11 protein-coding genes are annotated in these 13,440 nt (G+C 70.6%); 8 read left to right on the forward strand and 3 right to left on the reverse strand.

What is annotated here, in order from left to right; translation table 11 throughout:
- Positions 1–80: 80 nt before the first annotated feature.
- From ABD970_RS03365 to ABD970_RS03375, 3 genes are all read right to left on the reverse strand, one after another.
- Positions 81–545, reverse strand: coding sequence for a tRNA (cytidine(34)-2'-O)-methyltransferase (locus ABD970_RS03365; RefSeq protein WP_345294078.1), 465 nt, complete (start codon positions 543–545; stop codon positions 81–83).
- Positions 546–659: 114 nt separating this feature from the next.
- The gene (locus ABD970_RS03370; RefSeq protein WP_345294079.1) at positions 660–1,415 is read right to left on the reverse strand and encodes a hypothetical protein; all 756 of its coding nucleotides are present in this window, start codon (positions 1,413–1,415) and stop codon (positions 660–662) included.
- A gap of 77 nt (positions 1,416–1,492) precedes the next feature.
- Positions 1,493–2,215: an SDR family oxidoreductase gene (locus ABD970_RS03375; RefSeq protein WP_345294080.1), complete on the reverse strand. Its 723-nt coding sequence runs from the start codon at positions 2,213–2,215 to the stop codon at positions 1,493–1,495.
- Between the two features lie 128 nt (positions 2,216–2,343).
- Here ABD970_RS03375 and ABD970_RS03380 point away from each other — a divergent pair, with 128 nt between their 5' ends.
- The 8 genes from ABD970_RS03380 (at position 2,344) to ubiB (ending at position 13,387) form a co-directional block, all read left to right on the forward strand.
- Positions 2,344–5,226 (forward strand): M16 family metallopeptidase, encoded by a 2,883-nt coding sequence (locus ABD970_RS03380; RefSeq protein ID WP_345294081.1) that lies wholly within the window; start codon positions 2,344–2,346, stop codon positions 5,224–5,226.
- A gap of 140 nt (positions 5,227–5,366) precedes the next feature.
- Positions 5,367–5,675: a DUF4156 domain-containing protein gene (locus ABD970_RS03385; protein WP_345294082.1), complete on the forward strand. Its 309-nt coding sequence runs from the start codon at positions 5,367–5,369 to the stop codon at positions 5,673–5,675.
- A gap of 163 nt (positions 5,676–5,838) precedes the next feature.
- Positions 5,839–6,855, forward strand: a complete 1,017-nt coding sequence (locus ABD970_RS03390; protein ID WP_345294083.1) for a 3-oxoacyl-ACP synthase III — start codon at positions 5,839–5,841, stop codon at positions 6,853–6,855.
- Positions 6,856–6,919: 64 nt separating this feature from the next.
- On the forward strand, positions 6,920–7,855 hold the full coding sequence (locus tag ABD970_RS03395) for an alpha/beta fold hydrolase (RefSeq protein ID WP_345294084.1): 936 nt from the start codon (positions 6,920–6,922) through the stop codon (positions 7,853–7,855).
- 97 nt (positions 7,856–7,952) lie between these two features.
- Positions 7,953–9,746 (forward strand): fatty acid CoA ligase family protein, encoded by a 1,794-nt coding sequence (locus ABD970_RS03400; protein ID WP_345294085.1) that lies wholly within the window; start codon positions 7,953–7,955, stop codon positions 9,744–9,746.
- Positions 9,743–10,738: a 2-alkyl-3-oxoalkanoate reductase gene (gene oleD / locus ABD970_RS03405; protein WP_345294086.1), complete on the forward strand. Its 996-nt coding sequence runs from the start codon at positions 9,743–9,745 to the stop codon at positions 10,736–10,738. The genes ABD970_RS03400 and oleD overlap by 4 nt, the downstream gene beginning before the upstream one ends.
- A 325-nt stretch (positions 10,739–11,063) precedes the next feature.
- Entirely contained in the window at positions 11,064–11,735 is a 672-nt protein-coding gene (locus tag ABD970_RS03410; RefSeq protein ID WP_345294087.1) for a ubiquinone biosynthesis accessory factor UbiJ, read from the forward strand.
- Entirely contained in the window at positions 11,732–13,387 is a 1,656-nt protein-coding gene (gene ubiB / locus ABD970_RS03415; protein ID WP_345294088.1) for a ubiquinone biosynthesis regulatory protein kinase UbiB, read from the forward strand. Before ABD970_RS03410 ends, ubiB begins: the two co-directional genes overlap by 4 nt.
- Positions 13,388–13,440 lie beyond the last annotated feature (53 nt).

The following is a 13,440-nucleotide window of genomic DNA, read 5'->3' on the forward strand; positions in this document are numbered from 1 at the left end:
TGCGCGCCATTGTCCGTGGACCGATTCAACCGCGACTGAGCGGGGATCGCGGGGTCAGGAACTTTCCGGAAAGCCCCGGGTCACGCGCCGCCTTCGAAGCCGCACTGGCGCCAGGCCTCGTAGGCCACGACCGCGACGGCATTGGACAGGTTGAGGCTGCGGTTTCCGGGACGCATCGGCAGGCGCAGGCGCTGCCCGTCGGGCACCGCGGCCAGCACCGCCTCGGGCAGGCCCCGGGTTTCCGGTCCGAACAGGAACGCATCCCCGGCCGCGTACCGGACCTGGTCGTAACGCGTGCTGTTGCGCGTGCTCAATGCAAACAGGCGGCGCGGCGCGATGGTCGCGAGCGCGGTGTCGAGGTCGTCGTGGACGCGGACGTCAGCGTACTCGTGGTAGTCCAGACCCGCGCGGCGCAGCTGCCGGTCGTCCAGCTCGAATCCCAGCGGCGCCACCAGGTGCAGGCGTGCGCCGGTGTTGGCGCACAGTCGGATGACGTTGCCGGTGTTGGGCGGGATCTCGGGCTGGTAGAGCAGGATGTCGAACATCGGATCCCCGGGGGCGCGTGCGCGCCGGATTATCCGTCATCGCTCCGCCGGCGCGCGACGCCGCCTGCCTGCATCGATGCGTTGCTTCGCGTGGCGAGCGGTGGTCGCTTGCCTTCAGGCGCCGAGCTTGCAGCGGGTCAAGGGTTCGGCATGAGCCGAGTGCCATCGGGTCTCGTCGGCGGGCTGCGCCGGGGTGGCGAAGTCGATGCGTGCCGTCAGCGGCTTGCCGGCGTCGCTGCGGATGTTGGTGACGCCGGTGTAGCGACGCAGTTCGCGAGTACGCGCGTCGTAGGCAACGTCGATCCTCGGCGAGACCAGGGACAGCAGGCCGCCCAGTTGGAGGCGGAAGGCCTGGACCGGCGCGCCGTCGATGCTGGCCGCCCCCAGGCTGTGCACCTTGAACGCCACGTCGCGGGTGTAGGCCGGGACTGCGAACCGGAGGGTCACCGCCCGGCGGGCCAGCAGGTCGTCCCAGTGGTGGCGCAGGAACACGTCGAAGCCGGCGTCGGCCACCAGCCGGCCGTCCGGGCCGCCGGCGTCGAGCCGGGCGCGCTTGTCGCCGCTATACACGGACACGGTGGTGCCGCTGCGGCGCAGGCCTTCGCGATGACCGTCGCGGGCATCGACCAGGCCGAACGCAGGTGCCATCGCCGAGCCGCGGTAATCCACCTCCTTGCGCGCGAACGCGGTCCCGTCGGGGCAGCGGTACGTGACCAGTCGCCGCTGGGGCGCGCCGCCGGCTTCGCGCAACAGGTGCTCTTCGCGATACAGCAGGCGCTCGCTGGCGGGATCGCGCGCATCGCCCCGAACCGACAGGAGGGCTGCAGACGCATGACCGCAGCACACGACCAGGACGAGGGTGGCCAACACCCTGGGACCGGGAACGCGATGTCCGCCAGCAAGCGCCATGCACGACCTACGCAGCGCGTGGAAGGCCGGATGCAGCCCTACCAGGGCAGGCGTTCGCCCTTCCAGTCGAGGAACGCGCCCGGCTCGTGGCGGTGGGCGTCTTCCAGCGTCGCGAGCAGCCCCTCGACCGCGCGTCGCGGTTCCAGCGTCGCGTCCTCGCCGCCCATGTCGGTCTGCACCCAGCCCGGGTGCAGGGCCAGCACCGCGATGCCGCGCTCGGCCAGGGCAAGGGCGAGCAGGCGCGTGGCCATGTTCTGGGCGGCCTTGCTGATGTTGTAGCTCGGCGTGCCGAAGCGCGTGCAGTTGGCAATCGAGCCCAGTTGCGACGAGATGTTGGCGACGGTCGCGCCGTCGGACAGCATCGGCGCCAGGGTTTGCGTCAGCAGGAACGGTGCGATCGCGTTGACCTGGAGGCTGTCGGCGAGTGCAGAGGCCGCGACGGCGCCGAAGCGCTCGCCCGCATGCAGCACGCCGGCGTTGTTGACCAGCAGGTCCAGGCGGCCGTCCTCGCCCAGGACCAGGGGCAATTCGGCGACCAGGGCCGAATGCGACTTCGGATCGGCCACGTCCAGCGGCAGCACGTGCAGCCGGCCGGGATGTTCGCCGGCCAATGCGTTCAACGCCGCCGCCTTGCCCGGAGCGCGGGCGGTGGCGACCACGTGGTCGCCGCGGCGCAGCAGCTGGCGGACGAATTCGAGGCCGATGCCCCGGTTCGCACCGGTCACCAGGACGTTCCGACGGACGCTGCCTGAAGGGTTCATGCCGCCAGCATGGCCCAGCGCATGTTCAGGCGACGTCGCGCGCGGGCAGGACTTCCGGCCCGGGTCCGCCATCGGTGCACCCGCTAAGATGCCCGATCGACCAAGTCCGCCAGCCCTGGAGCCCCTGCATGCCGTCCACGCACCGCACCGTCCCCGCCCGGCCCCGCGCCGCGCTGTTCGCACTGGCCCTGGCCGCCACGCTGGGCGCCGGCTTCCTGCCGGAGGTCGCGCACGCGCAGGCCGGCAAGGCCGCGGCCGTCGACATCGCGTACCAGGAATTCACCCTGCCCAACGGCTTGCGGGTGATCGTGCACGAGGACCACAAGGCGCCGATCGTGGCGGTCAACATCTGGTACCACGTCGGCAGCAAGGACGAGCCGGCGGGCCGCAGCGGCTTCGCCCACCTGTTCGAGCACCTGATGTTCCAGGCCAGCGAAAACCACAAGGGCGAGTACTTCGACCCGTACAAGAAGGTCGGCGTCACCGACCAGAACGGCACCACCAACAACGACCGCACCAACTATTTCCAGAACGTGCCGACCACGGCGCTGGACATGGCCCTGTGGATGGAGTCCGACCGCATGGGCCACTTCCTCGGTGCGGTCGACCAGGCCGCGCTCGACGAGCAGCGGGGCGTGGTGCAGAACGAGAAGCGCCAGGGCGAGAACCAGCCCTACGGCCAGGTCTGGCAGAAGCTGGGCGAGGCGATGTACCCGAAGGGCCATCCCTACCACCACAGCGTGATCGGCTCGATGAACGACCTCAACGCCGCGTCGCTGGAGGACGTCAAGACCTGGTTCCGGACCTGGTACGGCCCCAACAACGCCGTGCTGGTGCTGGCCGGCGACATCGACCTGGAGACCGCCAAGCGCAAGGTCACGCGCTACTTCGGCGACATCCCGGCCGGACCGACCATGGCGCAGCCCAAGGTCGACGTGCCGCGCCGTCCACGGGCGACCCGCGAGACGATGGAGGACAAGGTCCCGCAGGCGCGCATCTACCGCAGCTGGAACATCGCCCAGACCGGCACCGTGGATTTCGATCGCCTGCAGCTGTTCGCCCAGGTGCTGGGCGGCAGCAAGTCGTCGCGGCTGGACAAGCGCCTGCTGCACGAGGACAAGCTGGTCGACAGCATCAGCGCCTTCGCCTTCGACGGCCAGCTGTCGTCGAACCTGATGATCATCGCCAGCGTCAAGAACGGTGTGGAGCCGGCGACGGTCGAAGCGATCATCGAGGAGGAAGTGCGCAAGCTGGTCAAGGACGGCCCCACCGCCGAAGAGCTCGAGCAGGCCAAGACCGTGGTCCGCGCCGGCTTCATCCGCGGCATCGAACGCATCGGCGGCTTCGGCGGCAAGGCCGACGTGCTCGCCGCCTGCGCCGTGTACGAGGCCGACCCAGGCTGTTTCCGGGGGTCGCTGGCCAACATCCGCAACGCCCGCGCCGGCGACGTGAAGGCGGCCGCGGCCAACTGGCTGCAGACCGGCAGCCATACCATCGTCGTGGTGCCCGGCGAGCGGACGCCGCTGGTGGAGGAGCCGGCGCAGACGCCCGAGCCATTCGATCCGCCGAAGCCGGATCCGAAGTACACCACGGTGGAAACCGACGTCGACCGCTCGAAGGGCGTGCCGCTGCCGCAGTCCTTCCCCGACCTGAAATTCCCGCCGCTGCAGCGCGCAAAACTGAGCAACGGCACGCAACTCATCATTGCCGAGCGACACGACGTGCCGGTGGTGCAGATGAGCTACGAATTCGGGGGCGGCTATGCCGCCGACCACGGTCGGAAGCCGGGCACCTCGAGTTTCGCGATGGGCATGCTCGACGAGGGCGCCGGCGAGCTCGGCTCGCTGGCCTTCGCCAACCGCGCCGAAGCGCTGGGGGCCAGCCTGGGCGCGAGCGCCTCGCTCGACGGCAGTGATGCCTATTTGTCGGCGCTGAAGGAAAACCTCGACCCGTCGCTGGCCCTGTTCGCCGACATGCTGCGCCGGCCGCGCTTCGACCAGGCCGAGATCGACCGCATCAAGGCCAGCTGGATCGCCGGCATCGCGCAGGAAAAGGCGCAGCCGAGCGTCGTCGCGCTGCGCGTGCTGCCGCCGCTGCTCTACGGCAAGGACCATCCCTACGCCATGCCGGCGACCGGCAGCGGCACCGAACCGTCGATCGCGTCGTTGACGCGCGCCGACCTGGTCGACTTCCACCGCGACTGGGTGCGGCCCGAGGGCGCGACCCTGATCGTGGTCGGCGACACCACGCTTGCGGAGATCACGCCGCTGCTGGAGAAGCACTTCGGCGACTGGTCCGCCTCCGATCCTGCCGAATCGGCCGAGGCGCGCGCGAGCGTCGCGGTCATCCCGGAGGCGCCTTTGCCGGCCAAGCCGCGCGTGTTCCTGATCGACCAGCCCGGTGCGGTGCAGGCCAACATCTTCGCCGCGCAGCTGGTGCCCTCGACCAAGGATCCCGGCGCCACGGTGTTCGACATCGCCAACAGCGTGCTCGGCGGCGACTTCACCGCGCGGCTGAACATGAACCTGCGCGAGGACAAGCACTGGTCCTACGGTGCGCGCAGCGGCGCCAGCGGCGCGCTGGGCCAGCGGCCGTGGTCGGCGCGCGCCCCGGTGCAGATCGACAAGACCGCCGAGGCGATGGCGGAGATGCGCCGGGAGATCGCCGAGTACGCCTCCGGCAAGGTGCCGCCGGCGGAGGCCGAAGTGGCCCGGATGAAGGCGATCAACACCCTCAGCCTGCCGGGTGCGTACGAAACCGCGTCCGCGGTGATGGGCACCATCGGCGGCATCGTCCGCTACGGCCGGCCCGACGACTACGTGTTCCGCCGCAAGGCCGAGATCGAGTCGATGACGGTGGAGCAGGTGGCCGAGGCGGCCAAGGCCATCGACCCGGATGCCCTGACCTGGGTGGTGGTCGGCGACCTCAAGCAGATCGAGGCGCCGGTGCGTGCGCTGGGATTCGGCGAAGTGACGGTGCTCGATGCCGACGGCAAGCCGGTTCGCGACTGAGGCCGGCAACCGGGTGACATGCGCCACGCGCACGGAACGGGGGTGAACGAAGCGCCCTACGCCGGCGCCGCCCGTGTTGTCGCCCCGAGGGGTGCCCGTCATGATGGCGGGCACCTTCCACCCCGCAACGAGGACACCCGATGCGACTGTTCCTGACCGCGATACTGCTGCCCCTCCTGTCGGCCTGCACCTGGGTGCACATGGCTCCCGGCGCCAGCAGCGTGCGGGTGGTGTCCGGCCCGCCGGCCGGCTGCGAGAAGCGCGGCGAGGTCGAGGTCGCGGTCAAGCACGGGGTCGCATTCATCGAGCGCAACCCGCTTCGCGTGAGGGAAGAGCTCGAGACCCTGGCGCGCAACGAGGCGCCGGGCCTCGGCGCCGACACCATCCACCCCCTCTCCGAGCCGGTGCGCGGCAGCCAGTCCTGGGTCGCCTGGCGCTGCGGGCGCTAGGACCTCCGGGAAGCCGTCACACCCGCCGCATCGGTCGGCAGGGCCCATCGCCCAGGCCAGGGAGCCCGATCCCGCGGCACCCCCGCTCTAAAGCCGCGCTTCATGCGGGCACCAGCCGAAGCCGCTAACCTATGCGGCCTTTCGCCCGATCCGGCGGTTTCCCATGCTGTTCAAGAACGTCGCCATCGCCGGCCTCGCCCACATCGACGCCCCGCGCCGGTTGTCGACCGAGGAGATCAACGCGCGCCTCAAGCCGACGCTCGATCGCCTTGGCATCAAGACCAACGTGCTGCAGGACATCGCCGGCATCGATGCGCGCCGCCTGTGGGACGACAACGTGCTGGCCTCGGACGCGGCGACGCTGGCCGGCGTCAAGGCGCTGGCCGATGCCGGCATCGACCCGGACAAGGTCGGCCTGCTGGTCAACACCTCGGTCAGCCGCGACTTCCTCGAACCGTCCACCGCGAGCATCGTCAGCGGCAACCTGGGCCTGTCCGAGCACTGCCAGAACTTCGACGTCGCCAACGCCTGCCTGGCCTTCCTCAACGGCATGGACATCGCCAGCCGCATGATCGAGCGCGGCGAGATCGACTACGCGCTAGTGGTCGACGGCGAGACCGCGAACCTGGCCTACGACAAGACCATGGAGCGCCTGCTGCTGCCGGACGTGACCGAGGAGCAGTTCCGCAACGAACTGGCGACGCTCACGCTCGGATGCGGCGCCGCCGGCATGGTGCTGGCCCGCGCCGAACTCGCGCCCGGCGCGCCGCGCTACCGCGGCGGCGTCACCCGCGCGGCCACGCAGTGGAACGGTTTGTGCCGCGGCAACCTCGACCGCATGGTGACCGACACCCGCCAGCTGCTGGTCGAAGGCCTGAAGCTCGCGCAGAAGACCTTCGTCGCGGCCCGGGTCGCGCTGGGCTGGGTCGTGGAGGAACTCGACGAATTCGTCATCCACCAGGTCAGCAAGGTCCACACCCAGGCCTTCATCGACGCCTTCGGCATCGATCCCAAGAAGGTCATGACCATCTTCGGCGAGCACGGCAACATCGGCCCGGCCTCGGTGCCGATCGTGCTGTCCAAGCTGCGCGAGATGGGCCGCCTGAAGAAGGGCGACCGCGTGGCTCTGCTGGGCATCGGCTCGGGGTTGAACTGCTCCATGGCCGAGGTGGTCTGGTAGCGTCGCCCCGGGGATCGACGACAGGGCCGGTGCATCCGGCCCTTTCCGTTCGCGAAGGCCGATGATGGAATTCCCAGACTATCCGTTTGCCCCAAAGCGATTCGCCGTGCGCCCCGGCATCGCCATGTCCTACCTGGACGACGGCCCGCGCGACGGCGAGGTCGTGGTGATGCTGCACGGCAATCCGTCGTGGAGCTATTACTGGCGGCACCTGGTGACGGGTCTGCGCGACCGGTACCGCTGCATCGTGCCCGACCACGTCGGCATGGGGCTGAGCGACCGGCCCGACGATGGCGGCGGCATCCGGCCGCCGCAAACGGCCGCGAACGGCGCGCCGGCCTACGACTACACGCTGCAGTCGCGCATCGACGACCTGGAGGCGCTGCTGCGCCACGCCGGCATCGACGAGGCCACGCCGGTCACGCTGGCGGTACACGACTGGGGCGGGATGGTCGGCTTCGGCTGGGCGCTCTCGCACATGGCGCAGGTGAAACGACTGGTGATCCTCAACACCGCGGCCTTCCCCTTGCCCGAGGCCAAGCGGATGCCGTGGCGACTGTCGCTGGGACGCGATTCGCGCCTCGGTGGCTGGGCGATCCGGCGCTTCAACCTGTTCGCGCGCGGCGCGGCGTGGATCGGCACGCGGCGGCGCTTGCCGGCGAACGTGCGCCAGGCCTACAGCGGCGTCTACGACGGCTGGGACAACGCCATCGCCACGTTGCGCTTCATGCAGGACATCCCCTTGCGCGCCGGCGACCGGGCGTGGCCGCTGGTCGAGGAAGCGGGTCGACGCCTGCCCGGGTTCGCCGACCGGCCGGCGTTCCTCGGTTGGGGCTTGCGCGACTTCGTGTTCGACCGGCATTTCCTCGAGAGTTTCCGGCGCGCGTTGCCGGGCGCGCAGGTCGAGGCCTACCGCGACGCCGGGCACTACGTGCTGGAAGACAAGCACGAGGTGCTGGTGCCAAGGATCCGGGAATTCCTCGACGCCCATCCCGTTTGACCGCATCCGGCCTTCCAGCCCCTGCGCGCGTGGGCGAGGGCGCGGGGCAAGGTGGCACGCCGGGTCCGCCACGGCGCCGCGCTCCTACAATGCGGGCATGACCGAGTCCTGCAACATCGCCGCGGCGCTGCCGCGCCTGGCCGCCGAGCGTCCCGACCAGGTCGCGATGCGCTGCCCGGGCCGGGGCGGCCGCTACGACATCGCGCTGAGCTATGCGCAGCTCGATGCGCGCACCGATGCGATCGCGGCCGGCCTGGCCAAACGCGGCGTCGCGCGCGGCGTGCGCACCGTGGTCATGGTGCGGCCGACGCCGGAGTTCTTCCTGCTGATGTTCGCCTTGTTCAAGGCCGGCGCGGTGCCGGTCCTGGTCGACCCGGGCATCGACAAGCGCGCGTTGAAGCGCTGCCTGGACGAAGTGGAGCCGCAGGCATTCATCGGCATCCCGCTGGCGCATGCCGCGCGCGTGCTGCTGCGCTGGGCGCGGCACGCCGGCATCCACATCACCACCGGTCGCCATGCCTGGCTGGCCGATGCGACCCTGGCCGAGATCGAGGACGAGGGCCTGGGCGCGGGACCGCAACTGCAGGACACCGCCGGCGACGACATCGCCGCGATCCTGTTCACCAGCGGCTCGACCGGCGTGCCCAAGGGCGTCGTCTACCGGCATCGCCACTTCGTGGCGCAGGTCGACATGCTGCGCGCGGCGTTCGGCATCGACCCCGGCGGCATCGACCTGCCGACCTTCCCGCCGTTCGCGCTCTTCGATCCGGCCCTCGGCCTGACCTCGATCATCCCCGACATGGATCCCACGCGCCCGGCGCGCGCGAATCCCCGGAAACTGTTGCGCGCGATCGAGCGCTTCGGCGTCACCCAGCTGTTCGGTTCACCGGCGTTGATGCGGGTCCTGGCCGACCACGGCGAACGGTTGCCAACGCTCGAGCGCGTGACCTCGGCCGGCGCGCCGGTGCCGGCGGACGTGGTCGAGCGGATGCGCGCGCTGCTGCCCGGGGACGCGCAGTTCTGGACGCCGTACGGCGCCACCGAGTGCCTGCCGGTGGCGGTGATCGAGGGCGGTGAACTGGTCGGCCTGCGCGAGCGCACCGAAACCGGCGCCGGCACCTGCGTCGGGCGACCGGTGCCGCCCAACGAGGTACGCATCATCGGCATCAGCGACGAGGCCATCGACACCTGGTCGGACGCATTGCTGGTGAAAGGCGGGCAGGTCGGCGAGATCACCGTCGCCGGGCCGAGCACGACCGACAGCTATTTCAACCGCGACGAGCAGACGCGGCTGGCGAAGATCCGCGAGTTGCGTTCGGCCACCGCGTCCACTGCGCAAGACGCCACCCGGGAATGCCCGGATACGCAGGCGGACGAAGGGGCACCGACGGAACCCCTCTCCCCCCTGCGGGAGAGGGGCAGGGGTGAGGAAGCGAACGCAGCGAGCGCGACCTCCGCCGAACGCATCGTCCACCGCATGGGCGACCTGGGCTACTTCGATCGCGAAGGTCGCCTCTGGTTCTGCGGCCGCAAGTCGCAACGCGTCGCCACCGCCAACGGCACGCTGTGCACGGAACAGGTGGAGCCGGTCTACAACCAGCACCCCGACGTGCTGCGGACCGCCCTGGTCGGCGTCGGCACGCGCGGCACGGAAACGGCGGTGCTCTGCGTCGAATTGCGCCAGGGTATCGACAAGGCGCAGTGGCCCCGGGTCGAATCCGAGCTGCGGCACCTGGGCGAAGGTCACGTGCACACCGCCAAGGTCGAGCACTTTCTGCACTACCCCGAGCCCTTCCCGGTGGACATCCGCCACAACGCCAAGATCCGACGCGAGCAGCTCGGGCGGTGGGCGAAGAAACGACTCCGCAAACAGGGCGCGGCCTGGTCATGAACATCCTTGTCACCGGTGGCGGCGGGTTCCTGGGCCAGGCGCTGTGTCGTGGGCTGGTCGAGCGCGGACACGACGTGACGAGTTTCAACCGGGGCCATTACCCGGCGCTGGACGCGATCGGCGTGCGCCAGTTCCGGGGCGACCTTGCCGACCGCGACGCGGTCGCGGCGGCCGCGTCGGGCGCGGACGCGGTATTCCACAACGCCGCCAAGGCCGGTGCCTGGGGGAGTCATGACAGCTACCACCGTGCCAACGTCGTCGGCACCGACAACGTCATCGCGGCGTGCCGTGCCCATGGCATCGGCAAGCTGGTCTACACGTCCACGCCGAGCGTGACCCATCGCGCCACGAGGCCGGTCGAGGGCGGCAACGCGGACAGCGTGCCCTACGGGGAACACTTCAAGGCCCCCTACGCGGCTACCAAGGCCCTCGCCGAGCGCGCGGTGCTGGCAGCCAACGACGGCATGCTCGCCACGGTCGCCCTTCGCCCGCGGCTGATCTGGGGTCCGGGCGACAACCAGCTGTTGCCGAGGCTGGTCGAGCGCGCGCGGTCCGGGAGGCTGCGCTTCGTCGGCGGTGGTCGCAACCTGATCGACACCACCTACATCGACAATGCCGCAGACGCGCACTTCGCGGCGTTCGAGCATCTCGAGCCGGGCGCGGCATGTGCCGGTCGCGCCTACTTCATCAGCAACGGCGAGCCCCGGCCGGCGCGGGAGATCATCAACGGCCTGTTGCGCGCGGCGGGGGAACAGCCCGTCGACAAGGGGATCCCGTTCACGGTCGCCTACGCAGCGGGCGCGGCGTGCGAGGCGCTGTGGCCGCTGCTGCGGCTCCAAGGCGAGCCGCCGATGACACGCTTCCTTGCCGAGCAGCTGGCGACGACGCATTGGTATGACATGACGCCGGCCCGGCAGGATTTCGGTTACGTCCCCCGGGTCACGATCGACGAAGGACTGGAGCGCCTGGCTGCGGCTTGCGCGAGGGGTTGAACGCCAACAGCCCCCGGCCGGGCTTGCCTGGCGCGTGGCGACGCGGTGGAGTACACCGCAAGCCTATCCGCAACTTGGCGCGACATGACGCCGGCCCGGCGGGATTTCGGTTACGTCCCCCGGGTCACGATCGACGAAGGACTGGAGCGCCTGGCTGCGGCTTGCGCGAGGGCTTGAACGCCAACAGCCCGCGGACGGGACTGCCGGGCGCGTGGCGACGCGGTGGCGTGCACCGCAGGCCAGCCCTCAGCGCGTCGCGGTTTGACCTGACGCCCGCCCGGCATGGTGTCCGGAGGCGGCGCGAGGCGCGCCGCTACAATGCGGCATGCCCGAGGCCACCGCCCATCCGTTCGACGACCTGAAGCCCGCCGCCGGCCGCGCGCTCGAGGCCGCGCTCAACCGTGCGCTCGCGCTGGACACGGACACCCGCGCGCAGCTCGCTCGCCTGGAGGGGCGCCGGATCGCATTGCACCTGGCGTCGCCACCGCTGGCGCTGCAGCTGACGGTCGACGATGGGCGATTGCGCGTGGGGCCGGTGCCAGGATCCGAGGCGGCCCCCGATTTGGCCGTGCGCAGCACGCTCGGGGGATTGCTGTCGCAGGTCTCGAGCCTGCTGGGCGGACGCGGCCCGCGCGCCGGCGCGCCGCCAGCCGGTCGCCTCCGGATCGAGGGCGACGCCGAGCTCGCGCAGCAATTGCAACGCCTCGCCACGGGTTTCGACCCCGACTGGCAGCAGCCCTTCGCCGCGGTGTTCGGCGACGTGATCGGCGTGCAGGTCGCCAACGGCGTGGCGTCGGCGCTGCGCCAGGCCCGGGTCGCGGGTGCCGAGTTGGCCGGTACGGCTGCCGAATACGTGGTCGAGGAGTCGCGGGACGTCGTCGGCCGGGACGAATTGAACGCCTTCCACGACGACGTCGACGCCGTGCGCGACGACGTCGACCGCCTGGCCGCGCGCGTGGCCCGCCTGCAGCGGGCCGGCGGGGAGGACGCCCGGTGACCGGAATCGCGCGCGCGCTGCGCATCGGCCGCGTCCTGCTGCGCTACCGCCTCGACGACCTGCTCGACGGCACGCCCGCCGAACGCTGGCTGCGGTTGATGCGGCCGTTCGTGCCGAGTGCGTCGGCCGAGATCGCCGCGCAGTCGCGCGGCGCGCGCCTGCGGCTGGCACTGCAGGAACTGGGCCCGATCTTCGTCAAGTTCGGGCAGATCCTGTCGACCCGGCGCGACCTGGTGCCGCGGGACGTGGCCGACGAACTGTCGTTGCTGCAGGACAGCGTGGCGCCGTTCGACGGGGGCAAGGCCAGGGCGATCGTCGAGGAACAGCTCGGCCGCCCGGTCTCGGAGGCGTTCGCGCATTTCGACGTCGAGCCGCTGGCTTCGGCGTCGATCGCCCAGGTGCACCCGGCCACCCTGGCCGACGGGCGCGAGGTGGTGGTCAAGGTCCTGCGGCCGGGTGTCGAGGCGCAGGTCGCCGAGGACGTGTCCCTGCTGTCCAGCATCGCGGCGCTGGTCGACCGCACCCATCCGGCTGCCGACAAGATCCGTCCGCGCGAGATCGTCAAGGAAGTCCGGGCCACGCTCGCCGCGGAACTCGACCTGCAGCGCGAAGGGGCGAACGCGTCGGTCATCCGCCGCTTCTGGCTCGATTCCCCGGACCTGTACGTCCCCGAGGTGATCTGGAGCCACACCGCCGAACGCGTGCTCACGCTCGAACGCGTGCACGGCATCCCCAGCGACGACATCGATGCGCTCGATGCCGCAGGGATCGACCGCAAGGCGCTGGCGGCCAAGGGCGTTCGCGTGTTCTACACGCAGGTGTTCCGCGATAACTTCTTCCACGCCGATGCCCATGCCGGGAACATCTGGGTCGACGCCACGCGCAAGGACAACCCGCGCTTCATCGCCATCGACTTCGGCATCGTCGGCCAGCTCTCCAGCGAGGACCAGTACTACCTCGCCGAGAACTTCATGGCGATCTTCAACCGCGACTACCGTCGCATCGCCGAGTTGCACGTGCAGGCCGGCTGGATGCCCGCGCACATCCGCATCGACGAACTGGAGGCCGCGGCGCGCGCGGTCTGCGAGCCGTACTTCACCCGTCCGTTGTCGGAGATCTCGCTGGCCGAGGTGCTGGTCAAGCTGTTCCGCACGGCGCAGCGCTACGAGCTCACGCTGCAGCCGCAACTGATCCTGCTGCAGAAGACCCTGCTCAACATCGAGGGCGTCGGCCGGCTGCTCGATCCCAAGCTGGATATCTGGGCGGTCGCCAAGCCGGTGCTCGAGAAGATTCTGGTCGAGCGCTACAGCCCGCAGCGCCTGGCCAACGAGTTCCGCAAGCGGCTCCCGGAAATGGTCACGCACGCCCCGGAAATGCCGCGCCTGTTGCACGCGTGGCTGACCCAGCAGGTCGAAGGCCGCCACGAAATGCGGATGCGCTCTCGCGACCTGGCGGAGCTGGCGCGGGTGGCCAGGGACGGACAACGCCGCACCGTCGCGGCCATCCTCGGGACGGGCCTGCTGGTCGTGGCCGCCGTGCTTTATGGGCTCGATGCCGGCGGGCCCCGCGTGGGCGATGTCCCGGCAGCGGCCTGGATCGCCGGCCTGGGCGGCCTCTGGGCGCTGCTGGCCGCCTGGCCGCGTGCGCGCTGAGGCACGCATCGCGATGTCACGGCCCCGCGGGCAATCGCGGCGCGGCGGGCGCG

The sequence above is a fragment of the Luteimonas vadosa genome (genome assembly GCF_039543545.1).
GTDB lineage: Bacteria > Pseudomonadota > Gammaproteobacteria > Xanthomonadales > Xanthomonadaceae > Luteimonas > Luteimonas vadosa.